The sequence below is a fragment of the Streptomyces sp. x-19 genome, from assembly GCF_046549115.1.
Lineage (GTDB): Bacteria > Actinomycetota > Actinomycetes > Streptomycetales > Streptomycetaceae > Streptomyces > Streptomyces albulus_C.
In genome coordinates this window covers 52,414-76,181 of the sequence record NZ_JAJPWK010000020.1, presented here as the reverse complement: position 1 = coordinate 76,181, position 23,768 = coordinate 52,414, and the positions used below count along the sequence as shown (strand labels likewise).

Genomic DNA, 23,768 nt, shown 5'->3' with positions numbered 1-23,768 from the left:
CTTGGATCGGAGTCCGGAACGTGCAGTACGACGAGGCCCTTCGGACCGCCCTCGGTTGGCTGGAGCAAGCCGGCCCCTCGGGCACCGTCCTCCAGGTCTCCGGTCCTCCCGGGGCCGGCAAGACACAGTTGCTTGCCGACCTCGGCCAGCGTCTCCCCGCAGCCGTCACCATCGACTGCCGCGGCCTGACCGCCGACCGGGTCGCGCACGCCGTACTGGACGGCCTCGGGCTCCGCATGGACCCGTCGCGCGACCGCGAGCCGCTGCGCGACGCCCTCGCCCTGCACGACGATGACGCCGTCGTGCTGCTGGCCAACGCCCAGTGGGCCGGGCCGCTGTTCAGTTCCCGCGAGCCGACCCGGGTGGGCGGGGACCTGGTCGGCGAGATCGGCCTGCGCAGCGGCGGCCGGGTGTCGGTCGTGGTGGAGGTGGACGGCGCGCACGAGCGGGTGGCCGTGTCCCGCCGCAAGGACGTGGAACTCTCGGGCCTCCCGGTGCACGAAACGCCCGTCGCCCGGTTCGTCGCCGAACACCCGGCCCTGCAGGCACTGGCGGCGGCGGAGACCAGTACCGTCCCGCTCACCGTGTGGGCCTTCCTCGCCGGGGCGCTCGGGGTGCCCACCACCGTCGCCGAGCTGTCCGACCTGGCCGGGCGCCTCCCGGAGGTCGTCACGCGGCGCGCTGCGGACGTCTCGGGCGGCGAAGCGGTGGGCTTCCGCTCCGACGGTCTCAAGCACCTGGCTCGCCGTGCCCGTCCGCTCACCACGGGCCAACAGCACGCGCTCGCCACGGAATTGCGCGCCGCCCTCACCGACCGCACGTCGTCCGACGAGGTGCACGCCTACGGCGCGGAGGCGCTGGCCGTGCACGCCGCCCTCGCCGACGCCCTCCCCACGCTGCTCGACACCGCCCGCGCGCTGGCCCACTGCACCCGCTACTCGCTTCTCCAGGCGCTTCCGCTCCAGTTCACCGAGGGCGTTCCGCAGCACGGTGTCGCCGCCGACGTCCACTATCTCGAAACCGACGGCATCGCCCCCGAGGACCAAGGGGAATGGCTTTCCTGGCTCCATTGGGCGGCCACCAACCGCGGCGCCACCACATGGGCCGCGGCCCTCGCCGACGCCGGTGTTCCCCTGCCGTGGCGCACCGCCTGGTCGCACCACCGCCCGTACGGCGTCTTCGGCCCCGTCGCCGGGGAAACCGGCAAGGTGGACTACCTGTACCCCGGGGTCCTGGACGGCGCCGGTGCGGTGGCCGGCCAGCGGCTGCTGCCCCTGTTCCGGGACGGCGAGCACGTGCTGCCGGAGGGAGACGACCAGGCCGTCGAACGGGTGTGGCGGCTGGACGACGGCACGGAACCGGAACCGTCGACCGTCGTGGACCTCTTCTACGACCTGGAGGGAGACCTCGAAAGCGTCGAGGGCCGGAGCCGGTTCGAGAGCACCGGGGACGCCGCCCTGGCCCTCGATCCGCGCACTCCGCTCCGTCTCCCCCGCAGTGCCACCGCCAGCTGCGTCGTGACCGACGGGCGCTGGGTGTTGGCCGGTCGCGGCGGCCTGTTCGCCGTCGACGCCGACCGCCCGGAGGGTGCCCCCGGCGACGACGCGGACCACCCGCCCCAGTGGGCGCCCCCGCTCATCGCCCCGCATACCAAGGCGGCCACCTGGGAGTTCCCGGCGGAATTCGGTACCCCGCAGGGGCCGACCCCCGACGCCCTCGCCCGGGCCTTCGGGCCGGACGCCTGCCGTTCCCTCCCCGCCGACGCCGTGCCCACCGGTCTGGACGACGCCACCCGCCGCTGCCTCACCGAGACCGGCGTGCCCGTCGTCAACGGCCAGATCTACCTGGCGACCCTCCCGCCCCTCGACGAGACGGGCCTGCCCACCGGCGACTGGGAGGGCGAGACTGCCGTCCCCTCCCCCGGTGCCGGCCCCTTCCACCGACTCGGCACCTGGATCGGCTCCGGCGCCTACCTCGACGCCGCCACCGGTCGCATCCTCCAGGACGGCCGCTCGGGCGCTTCCTTCGAACTCGTCGTCGCCAGCAGCCTGCCGCAGTACCTCGCCCTCCTCTGCCTCTACCGGACCTTCCAGATCAGCCCCTTCGCCACCACGGCCGAACACCGCGATGCCGCACGGAGCCTCACCCGGTGGGCCATGCGCATCGATCCCGTCATCGAGGACAGCGAGATGTGGGACGCGGTGCTCTCCGGCTCCATGGAATCCGACCTGATCGTCAGCGGCTGGGACCTCCCCGGCCTCAGGCCCGCCTGATCACCGCACGCGCACCGGACCGTCGACGTGGCACGAGAAGCTCCCGACCAGCCCCTGCTCACCACGGACCAGGCCGCCGCCCGTGTGCTCGACAGGTGGGAGAACCACCGCGACGACGCAAGCGTGGTGAACCTCGCCGCGGACCAGTACGGTCCTCGCCGTGCCCGGGAACCACAAACAGCGCAGGCTCGCCGTCACCCTGCGCCTCGCCTCCCCCCCCCCCCGACGGCCTCCCCTCGCCCACCGCCCTCCCCGCCCCCGTCCAGGCGCTCGCCTTCTCCGAACCGCGCCGGGTCCCCCTGGCCGTGTGGCGGGAACTGATCACGGCGACCACTACCGCCGGTCTCACCGCACCGGACGCGACCACCCAGGGGCCAGGCGACGGCGCCACGGATGAGGAACTAGCCGTCCTCGCTGGGCAGTTCGGAGACCACCTCGTCCACGCCGACGGCCACGTCGGCTTCCGTGACGAGCGCACCGCCGTGGCGATCCGCGGGGCGTACGGGGCCGAGCTGCCCGCCGCCGTCGGCCGCCACCTGGTCGCCTGGCTGCGCGCGCAGGCGCCCGGCTTCCGCCATCCCGACGGCTGGCCGCCGCCCGGCCCTGAAGGGCCGGCCGGCGGTTCGTGCGGTGTCCGGGGGTGGTCAGCCGCGGGCGTCCGCGATCTGTCGGGACATGATCGTGGTCAGCTCGTACGCGGTGTGCGAGGCGGCGACGGCCGTGATCTCGGCGTGGTCGTAGGCCGGGGCGACCTCCACCACGTCGGCGGAGACCAGGTTGCAGGACGCCAGGCCGCGCAGGATCTCCAGCAGTTCGCGGGAGGTCATGCCGCCGGCCTCCGGCGTGCCGGTGCCGGGGGCGTGGGCCGGGTCGAGGCAGTCGATGTCGATGGAGATGTAGAGCGGCCGGTCACCGATGCGCTGGCGCAGCTGGTCGGCGATCTCGTCGGCACCGCGCCGGTAGACGTCCGCCGAGGTGACGATGCCGAAGCCCATCTTCTCGTCGTCGGTGAGGTCCTTCTTGCCGTAGAGCGGGCCGCGGGTGCCGACGTGGGACAGCGCGGAGGTGTCGAGGATGCCCTCCTCGACGGCCCGGCGGAACGGGGTGCCGTGGGTGTACTCGGCGCCGAAGTAGGTGTCCCAGGTGTCCAGGTGCGCGTCGAAGTGGAGCAGGGCGACCGGGCCGTGCTTCTTGGCGACCGAGCGCAGCAGCGGCAGCGCGATGGTGTGGTCGCCGCCCAGCGTCATCATGCGGGCGCCACTGCCGAGGAGGTCGTCGGCGGCGGCCTCGATGGTCTCCACGGCCTCGTTGATGTTGAACGGGTTGGCCGCGATGTCACCGGCGTCGGCGACCTGCGCCAGTGCGAACGGCGAGGCGTCCTGCGCCGGGTTGTACGGCCGCAGCAGCCGCGACGCCTCACGGATCGCGTTGCCGCCGAAGCGGGCGCCCGGCCGGTAGGAGACGCCGGTGTCGAAGGGGACACCGACGACGGCGACATCGGTCCGGCCGCCGACCTCGTCGAGGCGGGGCAGCCGGGCGAAGGTCGCGGGCCCGGCGTAGCGCGGGATGCGGGAGGAGTCGACGGGGCCCACGGGCTCGTTCGATGCGGTGGTCATGGGGGCAGAGTAGGGAGCGCCCGACGATCTGGGACATGGACATTTTCGCTCTCAGGACCGCGTGCGTTCGACGTTTTGTCCATCCGCTGTCCCGTCGCGGCACCGTGTCCGGTCCGTGTCCACCCGGTGTCCGCGCTGTGGAACGCCCGACCGGGAGAGATCCGTACGGGCACAATGTCGCTATGCCGATAGCCGCTGCAGCCCCCTCGCGTGCCGAACTCGTCGACCACCTCGTACGGACCCGGATCGCCGGTGAGGTCGCCACCCCCCGCGAGAACAACCTCCTCCACTACCGCCGGCTCGCGAACGGCGACCGCCACTACTGGTTCGGCCTGGAGTTGGGCGACCGCTGGACGGACGAGCAGGACGTGCTGGCCGTGATGGCGGAGCGCTGCGGCGTCAACGACGACCCGCACCACCGGCAGGGCCAGGACACCATCGACCCCGAGCTGACCGTGGACGCCCTGGACCGCGCGGCCGCGGTGCTGCGCAAGGCGGCCGCCGACCGCCAGCGGGTGCTGTTCGCCACCGGCCACCCGGGCGGCCTGCTGGACGTCCACCGCGCCACCGCCCAGGCCCTGCACGCCCGGGACTGCGAGATCGTGGTCATCCCCGACGGGCTGCACGCCGACGACGGCATGGTCTTCCAGTTCGGCGACGTGGCGATGCTGGAGCGCGGTGCGACGCTGTGGCACACCCACTCCCCGGAGCCGATGGCCGCGGTCCTGGACGGCCTGGAGCGCGCCGGCCGGCCCCTGCCGGACCTGGTGATGGCCGACCACGGCTGGGCCGGCTGCGCGGGCCAGCGCGGCATCCCCACGATCGGGTTCGCCGACTGCAACGACCCCGCGCTCTTCCTCGCCGAGTCCGAGGGCACCGTCCAGGTCACCGTCCCGCTGGACGACCACGTGCTGAGCCCCCGCCACTACGACCCGCTCACCGCCTACCTCCTGGCCGCGGCGGACCTGCTCTGACCCGGCGGCGACGCGTCCGCGGGGTCCCGGTCACCCCTCCCGGGGCGCCCGGACGACGCCTTCCTGCACCACGGACGCCACCAGCCGCCCGTCCGCCGCGAAGATCCGCCCGGTGCCCAGCCCCCGCCCGCCGCGCGCGGTCGGCGACTCCTGGTCGTAGAGCAGCCACTCGTCGGCCCGCAGCGGCCGGTGGAACCACATGGCGTGGTCGAGGCTGGCCCCCACCACATCGCCGACCGCCCAGCCGCCGCGCCCGTGGGCCAGCAGCACCGAGTCCAGCAGGGTCATGTCCGAGACGTACGTCACCAGGCAGACGTGCAGCAGCGGCTCGTCCTCCGGGCCGTCCAGTTTGCCGTCGGTGCGGAACCACACCTGTGAGCGCGGCTCGCGGGCCGTGCCGGCGGTGGCGAACGGCGGCTCCTCCACGTAGCGCAGGTCGACGGCGGCCCGGGCCTCCAACAGCCGCTGGAGCATGTCCGGTTCGCGGAACCGGTCGGCGTACCGCGGCAGCATTTCGGCCTGGGTCGGCAGGGTCAGCGGGTCCGGCGCGGCCGGCATCGGCTCCTGGTGCTCCAGCGCCGCCTCCTCGTGCGCGTGGAAGGACGCGGTGAGGTGGAAGATCGGCTTGCCGTGCTGGACGGCGACGACCCGGCGGGTGGTGAAGGACCGCCCGTCACGGATCCGGTCGACGGTGTAGACGATGGGCGCGCCGGGGTCGCCGGGCCGCAGGAAGTAGGCGTGCAGCGAGTGCGGGGTGGGGGCACCCCCTGCTCGACCGGGGTGGAGAGCTTGGGGGAGATCGGCGGGGACCGTGCGCCCGGCCGCGACCAGCGCCTGTGCGGCGACCTGGCCGCCGAAGACCCGGGGCACGACCGAGGCCCGGCTCTCGCCGCGGAAGATGTCCTGCTCGATCTGCTCCAGGGCGAGCAGGTCGAGCAGGGACTGCAGTGCGTCGTTCACGTGCGGGGTCCCTGCGCCCTACAGGCCCATGGACTTGGCGATGATGGACTTCATGACCTCGCTGGTGCCGCCGTAGATGCGGTTGACGCGGTTGTCGGCGTAGAGCCGGGCGATCGGGTACTCGTTCATGAAGCCGTAGCCGCCGTGCAGTTGCAGGCAGCGGTCGATGACGCGGTGTGCGACCTCGGTGCAGAACAGCTTGGCGGAGGCGGCCTCGGCGGCGGTCAGCTCGCCGGCGTCGAGGGCCTCCAGGGCGCGGTCGGCGACGGCCTCGGCGGCGTCCACCTCGGCCTGGCAGGCGGCGAGTTCGAACTTGGTGTTCTGGAAGGAGGCGACGGACTTGCCGAAGACGGTGCGCTCCTGGACGTAACTCTGCGCGAACCGCACGGCGGCCTTGGCCTGCGCGTAGGCGCCGAAGGCGATGCCCCAGCGCTCGGAGGGGAGGTTGCGGCCGAGGTAGGAGAAGCCCTCGTTCTCCTCGCCGAGCAGGTCCTCGGCGGGCACCTCGACGTCGACGAACGCCAGCTCGGCGGTGTCGGAGACCTTCAGGCCGAGCTTGTCGAGCTTGCGGCCGACGGAGTAGCCCGCGGACGTGGTGTCGACGGCGAACAGGGAGATGCCGAAGCGGCGGTCGTCCCGAGATTCTGCCTGCGCGGAGCGCTGTCCATCAGGGGTGGTGGTCGGGCGACGGGCGGGCTGGGAGGTGCGGGCGCAGACGATGACGCGGTCCGCGTGCACGCCGCCGGTGATGAAGGTCTTGGCGCCGTTGAGGACGTAGTGCGTGCCGTCGGCGGACAGCTTCGCGGTGGTCTTCATGCCGGCGACGTCGGAGCCGGTGCCCGGCTCGGTCATGGCCAGGGCCCACATCTCCTCGCCGGAGACGAACTTGGGCAGGTAGCGCTGCTTCTGCGCGTCGGTGGCGAGCATCTGGAGGTACGGCAGGCCGAGCAGCACGTGGACGCCGGAGCCGCCGAAGGAGACGCCGGCGCGGGCGGTCTCCTCGTACATCACGGCCTCGAACTTGTGCGAGTCGATGCCGGCGCCGCCGTACTCCTCGGGGACGCGGATGCCGAAGACGCCCAGCTCGGCGAGCTTGTAGTAGAAGTCGCGGGGCGCCTGGCCGGCCGCGTACCACTCGTCGTAGACGGGCACCACCTCGGCTTCGATGAAGGCGCGTACGGTCGCGCGGAACGCCTCGTGGTCCTCGTCGTACACCGTCCGTCGCATGCCCCGGCCTCCTTCACCGCCACACCTGGCTAAGCGTTTGCTCAGCGCAAGCTACCCGTCGGTCAGCAAGGCTGTCCAGAGGCGGAACGGGCCCGCGGCCCGCCCCCGGAGGGACGGACCGCGGGCCCGGGCGCGAGCGGTTCAGCCGGCCCGGCGCGCCGCCACCGCGCCGCCCCCGGCCCCCGCGGCCGCCTCGGCGTCCACCGCGCCGAACGCACCCAGCGCGAGCCGGTGCAGCAGCCGCGCCATCTCCGGGCGCCCCGGCAGCGAGCCCGGGCGCCCCAGGTGCGGGGTGGAGTTCAGCAGCCCGAAGACCGCGTGCACGGCGGCCCGCACCTCGGACTCCGCCGACTCGGCGTGGACCTGGCGGACGACCTCGACCCACAGCTCGACGTACTGCCGCTGGAGCTGCCGGACCCGCTTGCGGTCGGCCTCCCGCAGGCGGTCCAGTTCGCGGTCGTGGAGGGTGATCAGGGGCCGGTCGTCGAGTGCGAAGTCGATGTGCCCGTCGATCAGCGCGTCGAGCACCGCCGCCGGGCTCTCGCCGCCCTCCTCGACCCGCATCCGGCCGCCGGCCAGCAGCCGCTCGCTGATCCCGACGAGGAGTTCGGCGAGCATCGCGTCCTTGCCGGCGAAGTGCCGGTAGAGGCCGGGGCCCGAGATGCCCACGGCCGCCCCTATCTCGTCCACGCCGACGCCGTGGAAGCCGCGCTCCGCGAAGAGCCGGGCGGCCTCCTTGAGGATCTGCTCGCGGCGGCTGGTGGGGGCGGGGGCGTGCGCATTGCTCATGCCGTCGATTGTAGACAGGCGGGTTAGTGGTCGTTAACCTGAGGGAAATGAGGTTAACGCCTATTAACCCGCCTGGCCCCGCGGCGCACCCCGCGGCGCCCGGCGGCCAGCCGACCGAGCGAGGGGGCCCATAGCGATGGAGGCCATCGAGCAGGCACCGGTGCTGACCGGCACCGACGACCCGGCGTCCGACGCCTGGCGGGCCAACGAGGCCGCGCACCGCGAGCTGGCCGAACACCTGCGCGCGAAGCTCGCCGCGGCCCGGCTCGGCGGCGGCGAGAAGGCCCGGGCCCGGCACACCGCCCGCGGCAAGCTGCTGCCGCGCGAGCGGGTGGACGCGCTGCTGGACCCCGGCTCCCCCTTCCTGGAGCTGGCGCCGCTGGCCGCGGACGGGATGTACGACGGGGCCGCACCGGCCGCCGGAGTGATCGCCGGCATCGGCCGGGTCAGCGGCCGGGAGACCGTGATCGTCGCCAACGACGCCACCGTCAAGGGCGGCACGTACTACCCGATGACCGTCAAGAAGCACCTGCGCGCCCAGGAGGTGGCGCTGGAGAACCGCCTCCCGTGCCTGTACCTCGTCGACTCCGGCGGCGCGTTCCTGCCGATGCAGGACGAGGTCTTCCCCGACCGCGAGCACTTCGGACGGATCTTCTACAACCAGGCCCGGATGTCCGCCGCCCGCGTCCCGCAGATCGCCGCGGTCCTCGGCTCCTGCACGGCCGGCGGCGCCTACGTCCCGGCGATGAGCGACGAGGCGGTGATCGTGCGGAACCAAGGCACGATCTTCCTCGGCGGCCCCCCGCTGGTGAAGGCCGCCACCGGCGAGGTGGTCAGCGCCGAGGAACTGGGCGGCGGCGAGGTGCACTCCCGCACCTCCGGCGTCACCGACCACCTCGCGGAGGACGACGCGCACGCCCTGCGGATCGTCCGCACCATCGTCGCCACCCTCGGCGACCGCCCGCCGCTGCCCTGGTCCGTCCGGCCCGTCGAGGAGCCCAAGGCCGACCCCGCCGGGCTCTACGGCGCGGTGCCGGTGGACTCCCGCACGCCCTACGACGTCCGCGAGGTGATCGCCCGGATCGTCGACGGCTCACGCTTCGCCGAGTTCAAGGCCGAGTACGGCACCACCCTGGTCACCGGCTTCGCCCACGTGCACGGCCACCCGGTGGGGATCGTCGCCAACAACGGCATCCTGTTCTCCGAGTCCGCCCAGAAGGGCGCCCACTTCATCGAGCTGTGCGACCAGCGCGGCATCCCGCTGCTGTTCCTCCAGAACATCTCCGGCTTCATGGTCGGCCGGGACTACGAGGCGGGCGGCATCGCCAAGCACGGCGCGAAGATGGTCACCGCGGTCGCCTGCACCCGCGTCCCCAAGCTGACCGTCGTCGTCGGCGGCTCCTACGGGGCGGGCAACTACTCGATGTGCGGCCGCGCCTACTCCCCCCGCTTCCTGTGGATGTGGCCCAACGCCAAGATCTCGGTGATGGGCGGCGAGCAGGCCGCGTCCGTCCTCGCCACCGTCAAGCGCGACCAGTTGGAGGCGCGCGGCGAGGAGTGGAGCACGGCGGACGAGGCCGCCTTCAAGGACCCGATCCGCGCCCAGTACGAGACCCAGGGCAACGCCTACTACGCGACCGCCCGACTCTGGGACGACGGCGTCATCGACCCGCTGGAGACCCGCCAGGTGCTCGGCCTGGCGCTGACCGCCTGCGCCAACGCCCCCCTGCCCCAACGGGACGACGCAGCGCCGGCCTTCGGCGTCTTCCGGATGTGAGAGGACCTATGACCAGCTTCGACACCGGCCTGTTCGACACCGTCCTGGTCGCCAACCGCGGGGAGATCGCGGTCCGCGTCATCACGACGCTGCGCGCGCTCGGCATCCGCTCGGTCGCGGTGTACAGCGACGCGGACGCCGACGCCCGGCACGTCCAGGAGGCGGACACCGCGGTCCGGATCGGCCCGGCCCCGGCCACCGAGAGCTACCTGTCCGCCCCGCGCCTGCTGGACGCCGCCGCCCGCACCGGCGCCCAGGCCGTCCACCCCGGCTACGGCTTCCTCGCCGAGAACGCCGCGTTCGCCCGCGCCTGCACCGACGCCGGGCTGGTGTTCATCGGCCCGCCCGCGGACGCCATCGACCTGATGGGCGACAAGATCCGCGCCAAGGAGACGGTCCGCGCCGCCGGCGTCCCGGTCGTCCCCGGCTCCTCCGGCAGCGGCCTGAGCGACGCGGAACTCGCCGCCGCGGCACGGGAGATCGGCATGCCGGTGCTCCTCAAGCCGTCCGCCGGCGGCGGCGGCAAGGGCATGCGCCTGGTCCGGGAGGCCGACCGACTCGCCGACGAGATCGCCGCCGCCCGCCGCGAGGCCCGCTCGTCCTTCGGGGACGACACCCTGCTGGTGGAGCGGTGGATCGACCGGCCCCGGCACATCGAGATCCAGGTGCTGGCCGACGGCCACGGCAACGTCCTCCACCTCGGCGAGCGCGAATGCTCCCTCCAACGCCGCCACCAGAAGATCATCGAGGAGGCGCCCTCGGTCCTGCTGGACGCCGCCACCCGGGCCGCGATGGGCGAGGCCGCCGTCCAGGCGGCCCGCTCCTGCGGCTACCGCGGCGCCGGCACCGTCGAGTTCATCGTCCCCGGCAAGGACCCGTCCGGCTACTGCTTCATGGAGATGAACACCCGCCTCCAGGTGGAGCACCCGGTCACCGAGATGATCACCGGGCTGGACCTCGTCGAATGGCAGCTGCGGATCGCCGCCGGGGAACGCCTCCCCTACGCCCAGGAGCACCTCTCGTTCACCGGGCACGCCATCGAGGCCCGGATCTGCGCCGAGGACCCGTCCCGCGACTTCCTGCCGACCGGCGGCACCGTCCTCACCCTGCGCGAGCCGGCCGGCGACGGCACCCGCACCGACTCCGGGCTCTCCGAGGGCGCCGAGGTCGGCAGCCGTTACGACCCGATGCTCGCCAAGGTCATCGCGCACGGCCCGGACCGGGCGAGCGCCCTGCGCAAGCTGCGGGCCGCGCTGGCCGCCACCGTCACCCTCGGCGTGCCGACCAACGCCGGCTTCCTGCGCCGCCTGCTCGCCCACCCGGACGTGGCGTCCGGCGAGTTGGACACCGGGCTCGTCGAGCGGGTGGCGGCCGACCTGGTGCCCGACGCGGTCCCGGACGAGGTGTACGCGGCGGCCGCAGCGGTCCGCCAGGCGGCGCTGGAGTCGACGGCCGACGCGGGCGGCTGGCGCGACCCGTTCGCCGCCCCGACCGGCTTCCGGCTCGGCGGCGAACCCGCTCCGGTACGGCACTGGCTGCGCGTCCCCGGACAGGACCCGGTGGCGTACGACGTCCGGCCCGGCGTCGCCCCGGAGCGGTTCGAGGTCACCGCGGACGAGGTGCGGGTCACCGTGGACGGCATCCGGCACACCTTCCACCGCGGCGGCCACTGGCTGGGCCGGGACGGCGACGCCTGGCACGTCACCGACCACGACCCGGTGGCCGAGGCGCTGCGGGAGGCCGCCCGCGGCCACGGCGTCGACACCCTCGCCGCCCCGATGCCCGGCACCGTCACCGTCGTCAAGGTGGCCGTCGGCGACGAGGTCACCGCCGGGCAGGGCCTGCTGGTGGTGGAGGCGATGAAGATGGAGCACGTCATCTCCGCGCCGCACGCCGGGACGGTCACCGAGCTCGACGTCACCCCCGGCAGCACGGTCGCCATGGACCAGGTGCTCGCCGTCGTCGCCCCGCACGAGGACGCCGCCGGCAGCGCCCCCGGGGACGCCGGGACGCCGGCCCCCGGCACGGACGAGGAGGCGACGGCATGACCACCGACGGCACACCGGCGCGGGGGCTGCCCATGGAGGTGGCCGCGGAGGGCCTGCCCACCCGCGTGCGGATCCACGAGGTCGGCCCGCGCGACGGCCTGCAGAACGAGCAGGCGGTCGTCCCCACCGAGGTCAAGGCGGAGTTCATCCACCGGCTGGCCGCCGCCGGCCTGCCGGCCGTCGAGGCGACCAGCTTCGTGCACCCCAAGTGGGTGCCTCAACTCGCCGACGCCGAGCGGCTGTTCCCGATGCTGGACGACCTCGATCCGCGGCACCTGCCGGTGCTGGTGCCCAACGAACGGGGCCTGACCCGCGCCCTGGCGCTGGGCGCCCGCCGGATCGCGGTGTTCGGCAGCGCCACCGAGTCGTTCGCCAAGGCCAACCTCAACCGCACCGTCGACGAGGCGCTGGCGATGTTCGAACCGGTCGTCCGACGGGCCCGGGACGAGAAGGTGCACGTCCGCGGCTACCTGTCGATGTGCTTCGGCGACCCGTGGGAGGGCCCGGTGCCGATCGCCCAGGTCGTCCGGGTCTGCCGGGCCCTGCTCGACCTGGGCTGCGACGAGCTGAGCCTGGGCGACACCATCGGCGTGGCCACGCCCGGCCACGTCCAGCACCTGCTCGCCGCGCTCAACGAGGCCGGCGTGCCCACCTCCCGGCTGGGCGTCCACTTCCACGACACCTACGGCCAGGCCCTGGCCAACACCTTCGCCGCGCTCCAGCACGGCGTCACCACCGTCGACGCCTCGGCGGGCGGCCTGGGCGGCTGCCCGTACGCCAAGAGCGCCACCGGCAACCTCGCCACCGAAGACCTCGTGTGGATGCTGCACGGCCTCGGCATCGAGACCGGCGTCGATCTGGGGCGACTGACCGAGGCCAGCGTGTGGCTGGCCGGGGTCCTGGGCCGCCCCAGCCCCTCACGCACCGTCCGCGCCCTCTCCCACAAGGAGTGAGTGACCCATGTCCCTGGACCACCGCCTGTCCGACGAGTTGGAACAACTCCGGCGCACGGTCGAGGCGTTCGCGCACGACGTCGTCGCCCCGGAGATCGGCGCGTACTACGAACAGCATGCCTTCCCGTACGACATCGTCCGCCAGATGGGCCAGATGGGCCTGTTCGGGCTGCCGTTCCCCGAGGAGTACGGCGGCATGGGCGGCGACTACCTGGCGCTGGGCATCGCGCTGGAGGAACTGGCCCGGGTCGACTCGTCCGTGGCGATCACCCTGGAGGCCGGCGTCTCGCTCGGCGCCATGCCGCTCTACCGCTTCGGCACGGAGGAGCAGAAGCGCGCATGGCTGCCGAAGCTGTGCAGCGGCGAGGTGCTCGGCGCCTTCGGCCTCACCGAACCGGACGGCGGCTCGGACGCCGGCGCGACCCGCACCACCGCGGTGCGGGACGACAACGGGGACTGGGTGATCAACGGCAGCAAGTGCTTCATCACCAACTCCGGCACCGACATCACCGGTCTGGTGACGGTCACCGCGGTCACCGGCCACAAGGACGACGGCTCCCCGCTGATCTCCGCGATCATCGTGCCGGCCGGCACCCCCGGCTTCACGGTCGGCGCCCCGTACTCCAAGGTCGGCTGGAACGCCTCGGACACCCGCGAGCTGTCCTTCTCCGACGTCCGCGTCCCGGCCGCCAACCTCCTCGGCGAGGAGGGCCGCGGCTACGCGCAGTTCCTGCGGACCCTCGACGAGGGCCGGGTCGCCATCGCCGCGCTGGCCACCGGCCTGGCCCAGGGCTGCGTGGACGAGTCGGTGCGGTACGCCAAGGAGCGCCACGCGTTCGGCCGGCCGATCGGCGCCAACCAGGCCATCCAGTTCAAGCTGGCCGACATGGAGCTGCGCGCCCACACCTCCCGGCTGGCCTGGCGCGACGCCGCGTCCCGGCTGGTGCACGGCGAGCCGTTCAAGAAGGAGGCGGCGCTCGCCAAGCTCTACTCCTCCGAGATCGCGGTGGACAACGCCCGCGAGGCCACCCAGATCCACGGCGGCTACGGCTTCATGAACGAGTACCCGGTCGCCCGGATGTGGCGGGACGCCAAGATCCTGGAGATCGGCGAGGGCACCAGCGAGGTCCAACGCATGCTCATCGCCCGTGAGTTGGGCTTCTAGGAAGGCACCCGACGCCGCCGGCCGGCGACCACCCGCACCCGCACCGCCGGGGGCGCACCCCTGGGGGCGGGCGAACGGATCCCGTAGGGGGCGCCGGCGCCCCCTACGGGCCACAACGCGGCGGGCCCGGGAGGAGATTCCCGGGCCCGCCGCGCCACCCCGCCGCGTCACCGCGTCGGCCACGCCACTTCCGGGGCCCGGTAGTAGTCGATGCCCTGGGCGTCCCAGCGCGGCCCCTGCGCGGCCAGCCGCCCCCGGTACGCGTCCCAGTCGTGTGCCCGGGCCGGCGACCAGCCCAGCTCGGCGATGCCCGGCAGTCGCGGGAACGCCATGTACTCGATGTTCGCGGAGGTCGTCAGGGTCTCCGACCACAGCGGCGCCTCGACGCCGGCGACCGCCGAGCCGGGCGCGCCGGCCAGGTAGCTCCCCGGGTCCCAGTCGTAGGCCCGCCGGACGTCCACGTAGCCGGCCCAGTTCAGGCCCAGCGGGCTGTCCTTGTCGTACTTCATGTCGAGGTAGGCCCGGTCGGCGGGCGAGAGGATCAGCTGCGTCCCGCGCTTCGCCGCGTCGACGACCTGCTGCCGCTCCTGGGCACCCGTCTTGTCGTAACCCCAGTACTGGGCGAGGGCGCCCTTCGCCGGGTGGGCCCCGGTCAGCTGGTGCCAGCCGATCACCGTCTTGCCGTACTTGGCGACCACCGGCTGCACCTTGTCCATGAAGGCGACGTAGTCCGCGTGGGCGGTGGAGTGCGCCTCGTCGCCGCCGATGTGGAGGTAGCGGCCGGGGGTGAGCGCGGCGATCTCCCGGATGACGTCGTCGACGAAGTCGTAGGTGACCTTCTTGGGCACGCACAGCGAGCTGAAGCCGACCTTGGTGCCGGTGTAGAGCGGCGGCGCCTCGCCGTTGCAGTTGAGGTCGGCGTAGGAGGCGAGTGCGGCGTTGGTGTGGCCGGGCATGTCGATCTCGGGGATCACGGTCAGGTAGCGGCTGGCGGCGTAGCGGACGATCTCGCGGTAGTCGTCCTTGCTGTAGTGGCCGCCGCGGCCACCGCCGACCTGGGTGCTGCCGCCGTAGGTCGCCAGCCGCGGCCAGGAGTCGATCGCGATCCGCCAGCCCTGGTCGTCGGAGAGGTGCAGGTGCAGCTTGTTGATCTTGTATTGGGCGAGCTGGTCGATGTACCGCTTGACCTGGTCGACGGTGAAGAAGTGCCGGGAGACGTCGAGCATCGCCCCGCGGTAGGCGTAGCGGGGGGCGTCGGAGATCGTCCCGCCGGCGATCCGCCAGGGGCCGGGCTGCCGGCTCCTCTTCTCCACGGCGGCCGGCAGCAGCTGGCGCAGGGTCTGGACGCCGTGGAAGAGGCCGGCCGGGCGGGCGGCGCTGATGGTGACCGCGCGGCCGCCGGAGGTCAGCCGGTAGCCCTCCGCGCCGAGGCCGCGGGTGTCCCGGCCGCCGAGCCGGAAGACGATGCCGTCCGCGCCGCCGCGGGTGGTGACCGGCAGCGCGAAGCCGGTGGCCGGCCGCAGCAGCCCCGCCAGGTAGCCGGCGATCTGCCGGGCCTCGCCGGAGTTGCCGGGCACCCTGATCCGGGTGCCCGCGCCGAGGGTGAAGGCGTCGCCGGCCGGCCGGACCGAGGCGGGGGCCGGGATCACCCGGTCCAGCGGCGTGGCGGCGGGGGCCGCGGTGCCCGGCTGCGGCACGGCGGCGGTCACCGTGCCGGCCGCCGCGACCAGGAGCAGGGAGAAGAGGAGTCTGCGTCGTCTCATGGGCGGTCCCTTCGGCGAGCTTCGTCAGCGGCACGTTCTGCGGGGCGTTCGGCGGGCGACGCACCCGGGGGCGCACGTTCTGCATGGCGTGGAGCGACCGGATGGTGACCATGCGTACCGTGTGCCCGGTGACCGGTCAAGGTGTAGACCAGTTTCCGGGCGCGTTCGGCACCACCTGCCCGATATCGGGCAGATTTCTTGCGATTCTCCGCTCGGCCCCGCAATATCGACGGGTGCTCGAACGCCGTCCGTCCCACGAGGACCTCATCGACCATCTGGTCCGCAGCACGCCGCTCCAGCGCGGCGAGGCGGCCCGGGTGGTGCTGGACGTGCTGGCGTACTTCGACGAGAGCACGGAGGGGTTCGTCCGCCGCAGGCACCGCGAGCTGCAGTCCCAGGGGCTGCGGAACGAGGCGATCTTCGAGCGGATCGCACACGAGCTGCCACACCGCGCCGTGTCCCCGCCGCCGCTCTCGCTGCGCCAGCTGCGCCGCCTGGTCTACGGCTGACGGCCGCGACGCAACCGGACCGCGGCCCCGGACGGGTCGAGGACGGCCGGGCACCCACCACGCCAACGAGAAGGGTCACCGTATGTGCGGGATCGTCGGATACATCGGCAAGCGCGACGTCGCTCCGCTGCTCCTTGAGGGCCTCCAGCGCCTGGAGTACCGCGGCTACGACTCGGCCGGCATCGCCATCCACGCCAAGGGCACCGGCAAGGCCGCGGGCGGCCTGAAGACCGCCAAGGCCAAGGGCCGGGTCCGGGAGCTGGAGTCGCGCCTGCCGAAGCGCTTCGCCGGCAGCACCGGCATCGCGCACACCCGATGGGCCACCCACGGCGCCCCCACCGACGAGAACGCCCACCCGCACCTCGACACCGAGGGCAAGGTCGCGGTCGTCCACAACGGCATCATCGACAACGCCGCCGAGCTGCGCGCCCGGCTGACCGCCGACGGGGTGGAGTTCGCCTCCGAGACCGACACCGAGGTGCTGGCGCACCTGATCGGCCGCTCCACCGCCCCCACCCTGGAGGAGAAGGTCCGCGAGGCCCTCCGCCACATCGAGGGCACCTACGGCATCGCCGTGCTGCACGCCGACTTCGCCGACCGCATCGTGGTCGCCCGCAACGGCTCCCCGGTCGTCCTGGGCATCGGCGAGCACGAGATGTTCGTCTCCTCCGACGTCGCCGCGCTGGTCTCGCACACCCGCCAGGTCGTCACCCTCGACGACGGCGAGATGGCCACCCTCAAGGCCGACGACTACCGCACGTACACCACCGAGGGCTCCCGCACCACGGCGACGCCGGAGACCGTCGAGTACGCGGCCGAGTCCTACGACCTGGGCGGCCACGACACGTACATGCACAAGGAGATCTCCGAGCAGGCGGAGGCGGTGGACCGGGCGCTGCGCGGCCGGATCGACGACCGCTTCTCCACCGTCCACCTCGGCGGCCTCAACCTCGACGCCCGCGAGGCGCGCGCGGTGCGCCGGGTGAAGATCCTGGGCTGCGGCACCTCGTACCACGCCGGCCAGATCGGCGCCCAGATGATCGAGGAGCTGGCCCGCATCCCCTCGGACGCCGAGCCGGCCTCCGAGTTCCGCTACCGCAACCCGGTCGTGGACCCCGACACCCTCTATGTCGCCGTCTCCCAGTCCGGTGAGACCTACGACGTGCTCGCCGCCGTCCAGGAGCTCAAGCGCAAGGGCGCCCGGGTGCTGGGCCTGGTGAACGTGGTCGGTTCGGCGATCGCCCGGGAGACCGACGGCGGCATCTACGTGCACGCCGGCCCCGAGGTGTGCGTGGTCTCCACCAAGTGCTTCACCAACATGGTGGTCTCCTTCGCGCTGCTCGCCCTGCACCTGGGCCGGATCCGCGACCTGTCCGTCGCGGACGGCAAGCGGATCATCGAGGGCCTGCGCAAGCTGCCCGGCCAGATCGACGAGATCCTCAAGGGCGAGGACGACATCAAGAAGCTCTCGGCGCTGTACGCCGACGCCAAGTCGATGATGTTCATCGGCCGGGTGCGCGGCTACCCGGTGGCCCGCGAGGCGTCCCTGAAGCTCAAGGAGGTCTCGTACATCCACGCCGAGGCGTACCCGGCCTCGGAGCTCAAGCACGGCCCGCTGGCGCTCATCGAGCCGGCGATGCCGACGGTCGCGATCGTGCCCGACGACGACCTGCTGGAGAAGAACCGCGCCGCGCTGGAGGAGATCAAGGCCCGCAGCGGCCGGATCCTCGCCGTCGCCCACCAGGAGCAGGAGAAGGCCGACCACACCATCGTGGTGCCGAAGAACGAGCCCGAGCTGGACCCGATCCTCATGGGCATCCCGCTCCAACTGCTCGCCTACCACACGGCGTTGGCCCTGGGCCGGGACATCGACAAGCCCCGCAACCTCGCCAAGTCGGTGACGGTGGAGTAGTCCGCACGACAAAGGCGCTGGCTCCGCGCGCGTGCCACCGTACGCGCGCGGAGCCGGCGCCTCCCCTTTTGCCGGCGTTGCCCATGACGCCGGCGGGATGCCGCCGCCCCGGGACCCGTCACTTCCCGACCGGCAGCACGTCGTCGTGACCGTTTTCTACCCGCCACCGGCGTGCGGCCAACCCTCGGACGCCAACCGGGCGTGCACCGCCCACAAATCCCCATGACGCCCCCTCAACTGTGGACATGTCGCGGAGAGCCGATCAACGAGTGGCGCACGCAAGGGAGTTGAGTTCCGTCACGGATGGGACGGACGGCGCTTCGGTGTCAGGGAATGACCATGACCGGGCGCTGCGCGCGGCGGGCCAGCCGACCGGCCACCGAGCCGAAGATCCGGCCGACCAGGCCGTGCGTGGAGCCGACCACGATCGCGTCGGCCTCGTACTCCCGGCCGACCTCCTCCAGCTCGTGGCAGATGTCGCCGCCGCGCTCGACGAGGATCCAGGGGACCTCGGCGAGGTGGTCGGCGCAGGCGAGCTCCAGACCGAGCACCTCGGTGCGGTGGTCGGGGACGTCCACGAAGACCGGGGGCTCACAGCCCGCCCACACCGTCGTCGGCAGCCGGTTGGCCACGTGGACGATGATCAGGCCGGAGCCGTGGCGCCGCGCCATTCCGATTGCATACGCCAACGCGCGCTCGCTCGACGTGGAGCCGTCGAAGCCGACCACGACGCCGTGCCGGAAGGCGGGATCGCAGGAGTGGTGCTTCTGTTCCACCGCTTCGAGGTCCGCCATCGGATCGGCGACCTGCTTGCGGTCCGCGGGTTCAGGGATTTCGTGACCGGCCATGGGTGTCTCGGCGAGAACGTCCTCTTGCGGAGGGGCGAACGGGGAACGGCGATTGACTTGATCCGGCAGTTGACCTGGGCGGCTCGATCAAGGAGCGAGAGCCATAGTTCAAAGAGGAACGATACGACTGGGAATCATCTTTCCAAGCCGATACCCCAAGAGTACGGCGCTACTCCTCTGCTGCCCAGAACGCCCGCGGGCCGCCGGCACGCCCCCACGGGGCGGTCCGGGGCCGCAAGCGTTCCCCGGAGCATGCCGGAGCGTGGCGCGGATGGCAATGCCCCGTCCTGCCCCCGTACGTACCCCCGGCGGCGCCCCGCGCGCCTCGGCAGCGCCGTCCGCGCCCCCGGCCGCGGTGATCCCCACCGCGCCGCCGCCGCACCGGAGATCACTCGACCCGGCGAGCGGCGTCGCGCCCCCGGAAGCGTCCGACCGCACCCCGGCGACCGACTCCTTGATCGCCAAGCGGGTCCCGTCGCACCGGCACGGGTCGCACCGGCACCGACGGCCCCGGGGCGGCCGGCGGTCACCCCGAACCGTCACCCCCGCCCCGCCGGACACGCCCGCCGAACGGCGCTTGCCCCCCGGAACGCCAGATGGACATAAGCGAACACAATGGGACGTAAGGATAGGGGGGCGGACACCTCTACAGGGGGCGTACGCCGGTCGTTTGGGGGCTCCGCAAGTCTGCGCACGACCGTTTTCAGCCAACTTCCGACCCGTACTCACCCCTTGCCCTGGACCCCCCTCAACCCCGGTGTGAGCAGGGAGGAAAGGACCGCTGGGCATGGTTGTGCCCTACTGCGAACGGGCAGAGCCGAGACGCGCACTTCCCATGCAGGCCCGACGAGTGGAACGCTTCGTGATCGAATGCTTCGCGCCAAGTTGCCATATCGACATACCAGCGGGTGGTGAACTTGGCACTCCATCCTCACGGGACACAGTAGATTCGATCTTGGTCAGTGACGGCGGGGGAACTGTGCAGGACCGAGAGGGCGAGACGACCGAGGGGGGCTTAAGTGCCATGAGCCAGGACTCCGCTGCCGTACCAGATGCCGCACGCAAGCTCGCCGCCCGACGACGCCGCGAAATAGTCGCGGTGCTCCTCTTCAGCGGCGGCCCCATTTTCGAGAGCTCCATTCCGCTCTCGGTCTTCGGCATCGACCGCCAAGACGCCGGCGTTCCGAGGTACCGGCTACTTGTGTGCGCTGGCGAAGATGCGCCTTTGCGCACGACCGGGGGGCTCGAACTGTCAGCCCCCTACGGGCTGGAGGCGATTTCCCGCGCCGGGACGGTCGTCGTACCGGCCTGGCGTTCCATCACCCAGGCTCCGCCACCCGCGGCGCTCGACGCCCTGCGTCGCGCGCACGAGGAGGGGGCCAGGATCGTCGGGCTGTGCACGGGGGCGTTCGTCCTCGCCGCAGCCGGACTGCTCGACGGCCGACCGGCCACCACCCACTGGATGTACGCACCGACGCTCGCCAAGCGTTACCCGTCCGTCCACGTGGACCCGCGTGAGCTCTTCGTCGACGACGGCGACGTCCTCACGTCCGCGGGCACCGCGGCGGGCATCGACCTGTGCCTGCACATCGTCCGCACCGACCACGGCGCCGACGCGGCCAACGCGCTGGCCCGCCGGCTGGTGGTCCCGCCCCGGCGGACCGCGTCCGACCTCGGACACCAGCGCTACCTGGACAGGTCGTTACCGGAGGAGATCGGCGCCGACCCGCTCGCCGAGGTCGTCGCCTGGGCGCTGGAGCACCTCCACGAGCAGTTCGACGTGGAGACGCTGGCGGCCCGCGCGTACATGAGCCGGCGCACCTTCGACCGGCGGTTCCGCTCCCTCACGGGCAGCGCGCCGCTCCAGTGGCTGATCACCCAGCGGGTCCTCCAGGCCCAGCGGCTGCTGGAGACCTCCGACTATTCGGTGGACGAGGTCGCCGGGCGCTGCGGGTTCCGCTCGCCGGTCGCGCTGCGCGGCCACTTCCGGCGGCAGCTGGGCGCCTCGCCCGCGGCCTACCGGGCGGCCTACCGCGCCCGCCGGCCGCAGAGCGGCGCGCCCGAACCGGCACTGCGTCCGGAGCGGGCCGAGCGTCCGGAGCGCGAGCGCGCGACGCTGGGCGGCGAGCGGTTCTCCGCCGCCGCACTGAGCGGGCACGCGCTGGCCGCCGAAGCGGTGGAGGCGGGCAAGCCCCAGCCGGAGGGGTACGCCGCACGGCTGCCGGAAACCCCGGTCGGCCGGGGGGCCGGCCGCCCCGTGCTGCCCGGCCAGCGGGAGCGCCCCGTAGGGTGAGACGCATGAACGATCGCATGGTGTGGATCGACTGCGAGATGACCGGGCTCTCGCTGGCGAACGACGCGCTTATCGAGGTGGCCGCCCTGGTCACCGACTCGGAGCTGAACGTATTGGGTGACGGCATCGATGTGGTGATCCGTCCCCCGGCCGAGGCGCTGACCACCATGCCGGAGGTGGTGCGGCAGATGCACACCACCTCCGGGCTGCTGGCCGAGCTGGACGCCGGGACGACGCTGGAGGAGGCCGAGGCACAGGTGCTGGCTTACATCAAGCAGCACGTGCCGGAGCCGGGGAAGGCGCCGCTGTGCGGGAACTCCGTCGGCACCGACCGCGGCTTCCTGCTGCGCGACATGCCGACCCTGGAGAGCTACCTGCACTACCGGATCGTCGATGTGTCGTCCGTGAAGGAACTGGCCCGGCGCTGGTTCCCGCGGGCGTACTTCAACAGTCCGGACAAGAACGGCAACCACCGGGCGCTGGCCGACATCCGTGAATCCATCGCGGAGTTGCGCTACTACCGGGAGGCCGTGTTCGTGCCGCAGCCCGGGCCGGACTCGGAGACCGCGAAGGCCATCGCGGCCAAGCACAAGCTGCCCGCCGAACCGGAGGCGGCGGCACAGTGACGCAGCTCGCTCCCGGGGACACGAAACCTGGGAGCGAGCACCCCTCCGGAGCCTGTACACTTTTTCTCAGCCGGTGGGGAAAAGGAACCACACAGCACCGGTCTTGGTGGGTATAGCTCAGCTGGTAGAGCACCTGGTTGTGGTCCAGGATGTCGCGGGTTCGAGTCCCGTTACTCACCCCAGCATCAAGGCCCCCGATCTTCGGATCGGGGGCCTTCGGTGTTTCCGGGTCAGATGCCGCCGCCGGCACCGGCGGCGCCGGAAGCTCAGTAGCCGACGGTGTAACGCTCGCCGACGTGGCGGGGCTCCTCGACCTCGTCGAGGACGGCCACCGCGTAGTCCTCGGCGGAGATCCGGCTGCTGCCGTCCGCGGCGACGATCAGGTCGTCGGTGGCGGTGCGGTAGCTGCCGGTGCGCTCGCCGGGGGCGATGGTGGCGGCCGGGCTGAGGTTGGTCCAGCGGACGTCGGAGACGGTGCGGTAGAAGTCCAGCGCGTCGCCGTGCGCGTGCATGATCTGCAGCAGCGGGACCGGCAGGCCCTCGGCGTCCCAGACCTGGGTGCCGTCGGGCTTGCGGAGCGAACCGGCGCCGCCGACCGTGATCAGGCGGGGCGCGTCGGCGCGCAGCCGCCGCACTCCCTCGACGAGCGCCTCGGCGGCCGGCCGGATGGTGGCGATGTGCCCGGCGCCGTCACCGCCGCCGACCGCGCTGACCACCACGTCCTGTCCCTTGGCCACCTCGGTGACGGACTCCGAGTCGAGCGCGTCGCCGTAGACCACGGTGAGGGCCGGGTGGGTCACGGTGACCTTCGCGGGGTCGCGGACCACCGCGGTGACCTGGTGGCCGCGGCGCAGTGCCTCGTCGAGGATGCGGCTGCCGATGGTGCCGTTGGCCCCGAACAGAGCGATCTTGGACATGGTGGGTTCTCCCGGTGGTTCGGTGTGGGCTAGGTGTGCCCGGGGGTGGGGCGCGGGGTGGCGGCCTCCGTGATGCGGATGCCGTTTTCCGCCATCAGCCGTGCTGACGTCTCCTACGCTAGGGGTATCAACGGGAGATTCCGGGGTAGCGAGGCGACGGGTCATGGTGAAAAAGCGACAGGACCCCCTGGAGGATGGAGGGGAGATCCGCGAAGTGGCGTTCTCCGCGCCGGCCGGGCGGCCCGCCGGGGTGGAAGTGCTGACCCTCGCCGAGCTGCGCGAACGCGCCGACGCCTGCCGGCTCTCGACGCCGCACCGGCCCGGTTTCCATCACCTGCTGGTCCTGGACCGTGGGCGCCTGGTGCACTGCGTCGACTTCCGGGAGCACCTCCTGACGCCCGGGGACCTGCTGTGGTCGCGGCCGGGGCAGGTGCAGCACTTCGGGGACCTGTCCGGGGCGGAGGGGCGACTGGTGCTCTTCGAGTCCGGGTTCGTCGACCCGGCGACCGCCGCCGCGGCCCGCATCGAGGACTGGTACGGGCCGGCGGTGCGGCGCCCCGAGGGCGCCGCGGCCCGGGCGTTGGACGAGGCACTGGCGCAGCTGCACCGGGAGTTCGGGGCGCTGGGCGGGCTGCCGCTGGAGGTGCACCTGGAGGTGCTGCGGCACCTGCTCGCCGTCCTGGTGCTGCGGGCCGCGCACCCCGAGGGGACGGGGAGTCGTCAGGACGACGCAACGTGCGAGGCGAGCGAGACGTACCTGCGGTTCCGGGACGCGGTGGAGCGGGGCTTCCCGCACAGCCGCCGGGTCGCCGACTACGCCCGGACGTTGGGCTACGCGCCGCGCACCCTGTCGCGGGCCACCGAGGCGGCGGCCGGGGTCGGCGCGAAGGAGTTCATCGACCGGCGGGTGGTGCTGGAGGCCAAACGGCTGCTGGCCCACGGCGACCAGCCGGCGTCGCGGATCGCGGACCGGCTGGGCTTCGCGGACGCCACCAACTTCAGCAAGTTCTTCCAGCGGCAGGCCGGGATCACGCCGATCGCGTTCCGGGCGGCCGTGCGGGGCGTCGGCTGACCGGCCCCCGGCGTCGGGGCGGGCCCGCGGACGAAGGGGGGCGGAG

At 72.8% G+C, this 23,768-nt stretch carries 19 protein-coding genes and 1 tRNA gene; 12 read left to right on the top strand and 8 right to left on the bottom strand.

What is annotated here, in order from left to right; genetic code table 11:
* Nucleotides 1-20 precede the first annotated feature (20 nt).
* On the top strand, nucleotides 21-2,273 hold the full coding sequence (locus ACLJT4_RS32175) for an ATP-binding protein (RefSeq protein ID WP_411127694.1): 2,253 nt from the start codon (nucleotides 21-23) through the stop codon (nucleotides 2,271-2,273).
* Between the two features lie 401 nt (nucleotides 2,274-2,674).
* On the opposite strand, the gene ACLJT4_RS32170 is transcribed toward ACLJT4_RS32175, so the two are convergent.
* Nucleotides 2,675-2,851, bottom strand: a complete 177-nt coding sequence (locus ACLJT4_RS32170; protein WP_411127692.1) for a hypothetical protein — start codon at nucleotides 2,849-2,851, stop codon at nucleotides 2,675-2,677.
* A 66-nt stretch (nucleotides 2,852-2,917) separates the two neighbouring features.
* A complete protein-coding gene (gene speB, locus ACLJT4_RS32165) occupies nucleotides 2,918-3,889 on the bottom strand; it encodes an agmatinase (RefSeq protein ID WP_037634764.1) in 972 nt (323 codons plus the stop codon).
* A 182-nt stretch (nucleotides 3,890-4,071) separates the two neighbouring features.
* Between speB and ACLJT4_RS32160 the strand changes: the two genes are divergently transcribed.
* Nucleotides 4,072-4,863 carry a phosphatase gene (locus ACLJT4_RS32160; protein WP_275464583.1) on the top strand — a complete coding sequence of 264 codons (792 nt, stop codon included), beginning with the start codon at nucleotides 4,072-4,074 and terminating at the stop codon, nucleotides 4,861-4,863.
* Nucleotides 4,864-4,893: 30 nt separating this feature from the next.
* Here the strand turns inward: ACLJT4_RS32160 and ACLJT4_RS32155 are convergent, their stop codons facing one another.
* The 3 genes from ACLJT4_RS32155 to ACLJT4_RS32145 all read right to left on the bottom strand — a co-directional run bounded on the left by ACLJT4_RS32155 (nucleotide 4,894) and on the right by ACLJT4_RS32145 (nucleotide 7,839).
* Nucleotides 4,894-5,823 carry an acyl-CoA thioesterase gene (locus ACLJT4_RS32155; protein ID WP_411127690.1) on the bottom strand — a complete coding sequence of 310 codons (930 nt, stop codon included), beginning with the start codon at nucleotides 5,821-5,823 and terminating at the stop codon, nucleotides 4,894-4,896.
* Nucleotides 5,824-5,841: 18 nt separating this feature from the next.
* On the bottom strand, nucleotides 5,842-7,050 hold the full coding sequence (locus tag ACLJT4_RS32150) for an acyl-CoA dehydrogenase family protein (protein ID WP_411127688.1): 1,209 nt from the start codon (nucleotides 7,048-7,050) through the stop codon (nucleotides 5,842-5,844).
* Between the two features lie 141 nt (nucleotides 7,051-7,191).
* Nucleotides 7,192-7,839, bottom strand: a complete 648-nt coding sequence (locus ACLJT4_RS32145; RefSeq protein WP_376553851.1) for a TetR/AcrR family transcriptional regulator — start codon at nucleotides 7,837-7,839, stop codon at nucleotides 7,192-7,194.
* A gap of 145 nt (nucleotides 7,840-7,984) precedes the next feature.
* Between ACLJT4_RS32145 and ACLJT4_RS32140 the strand changes: the two genes are divergently transcribed.
* The 4 genes from ACLJT4_RS32140 to ACLJT4_RS32125 are packed head-to-tail and all read left to right on the top strand — an operon-like array spanning nucleotide 7,985 to nucleotide 13,782.
* Nucleotides 7,985-9,616 carry a carboxyl transferase domain-containing protein gene (locus ACLJT4_RS32140; RefSeq protein WP_411127798.1) on the top strand — a complete coding sequence of 544 codons (1,632 nt, stop codon included), beginning with the start codon at nucleotides 7,985-7,987 and terminating at the stop codon, nucleotides 9,614-9,616.
* 8 nt (nucleotides 9,617-9,624) lie between these two features.
* On the top strand, nucleotides 9,625-11,664 hold the full coding sequence (locus tag ACLJT4_RS32135; RefSeq protein WP_411127685.1) for a biotin carboxylase N-terminal domain-containing protein: 2,040 nt from the start codon (nucleotides 9,625-9,627) through the stop codon (nucleotides 11,662-11,664).
* Entirely contained in the window at nucleotides 11,661-12,617 is a 957-nt protein-coding gene (locus tag ACLJT4_RS32130; protein ID WP_411127683.1) for a hydroxymethylglutaryl-CoA lyase, read from the top strand. Before ACLJT4_RS32135 ends, ACLJT4_RS32130 begins: the two co-directional genes overlap by 4 nt.
* A gap of 7 nt (nucleotides 12,618-12,624) precedes the next feature.
* The gene (locus tag ACLJT4_RS32125) at nucleotides 12,625-13,782 is read left to right on the top strand and encodes an acyl-CoA dehydrogenase family protein (protein WP_411127681.1); all 1,158 of its coding nucleotides are present in this window, start codon (nucleotides 12,625-12,627) and stop codon (nucleotides 13,780-13,782) included.
* 167 nt (nucleotides 13,783-13,949) lie between these two features.
* Here the strand turns inward: ACLJT4_RS32125 and ACLJT4_RS32120 are convergent, their stop codons facing one another.
* Nucleotides 13,950-15,545, bottom strand: coding sequence for a beta-N-acetylhexosaminidase (locus ACLJT4_RS32120; RefSeq protein WP_411127679.1), 1,596 nt, complete (start codon nucleotides 15,543-15,545; stop codon nucleotides 13,950-13,952).
* A gap of 233 nt (nucleotides 15,546-15,778) precedes the next feature.
* On the opposite strand from ACLJT4_RS32120, the gene ACLJT4_RS32115 reads away from it, so the two are divergent.
* Both ACLJT4_RS32115 and glmS read left to right on the top strand, forming a co-directional pair.
* Nucleotides 15,779-16,054 (top strand): hypothetical protein, encoded by a 276-nt coding sequence (locus ACLJT4_RS32115; RefSeq protein ID WP_016574541.1) that lies wholly within the window; start codon nucleotides 15,779-15,781, stop codon nucleotides 16,052-16,054.
* An 82-nt stretch (nucleotides 16,055-16,136) separates the two neighbouring features.
* Nucleotides 16,137-17,966: a glutamine--fructose-6-phosphate transaminase (isomerizing) gene (glmS, locus tag ACLJT4_RS32110; RefSeq protein ID WP_411127677.1), complete on the top strand. Its 1,830-nt coding sequence runs from the start codon at nucleotides 16,137-16,139 to the stop codon at nucleotides 17,964-17,966.
* A gap of 326 nt (nucleotides 17,967-18,292) precedes the next feature.
* Here the strand turns inward: glmS and ACLJT4_RS32105 are convergent, their stop codons facing one another.
* Complete coding sequence (locus ACLJT4_RS32105; RefSeq protein ID WP_016574539.1) at nucleotides 18,293-18,814, bottom strand: universal stress protein; 522 nt, start codon at nucleotides 18,812-18,814, stop codon at nucleotides 18,293-18,295.
* A gap of 1,024 nt (nucleotides 18,815-19,838) precedes the next feature.
* On the opposite strand from ACLJT4_RS32105, the gene ACLJT4_RS32100 reads away from it, so the two are divergent.
* The 3 genes from ACLJT4_RS32100 (at nucleotide 19,839) to ACLJT4_RS32090 (ending at nucleotide 21,915) form a co-directional block, all read left to right on the top strand.
* Entirely contained in the window at nucleotides 19,839-21,107 is a 1,269-nt protein-coding gene (locus ACLJT4_RS32100) for a GlxA family transcriptional regulator (RefSeq protein WP_037634766.1), read from the top strand.
* A 5-nt stretch (nucleotides 21,108-21,112) separates the two neighbouring features.
* Nucleotides 21,113-21,733: an oligoribonuclease gene (gene orn, locus ACLJT4_RS32095; RefSeq protein WP_016574403.1), complete on the top strand. Its 621-nt coding sequence runs from the start codon at nucleotides 21,113-21,115 to the stop codon at nucleotides 21,731-21,733.
* A 106-nt stretch (nucleotides 21,734-21,839) separates the two neighbouring features.
* Nucleotides 21,840-21,915 (top strand) — tRNA-His (locus ACLJT4_RS32090).
* 84 nt (nucleotides 21,916-21,999) lie between these two features.
* Here the strand turns inward: ACLJT4_RS32090 and ACLJT4_RS32085 are convergent.
* Nucleotides 22,000-22,650: an NAD(P)-dependent oxidoreductase gene (locus ACLJT4_RS32085; protein WP_275464574.1), complete on the bottom strand. Its 651-nt coding sequence runs from the start codon at nucleotides 22,648-22,650 to the stop codon at nucleotides 22,000-22,002.
* Nucleotides 22,651-22,813: 163 nt separating this feature from the next.
* Between ACLJT4_RS32085 and ACLJT4_RS32080 the strand changes: the two genes are divergently transcribed.
* Nucleotides 22,814-23,722: a helix-turn-helix domain-containing protein gene (locus ACLJT4_RS32080; protein WP_411127673.1), complete on the top strand. Its 909-nt coding sequence runs from the start codon at nucleotides 22,814-22,816 to the stop codon at nucleotides 23,720-23,722.
* The last annotated feature ends 46 nt before the right edge of the window (nucleotides 23,723-23,768 follow it).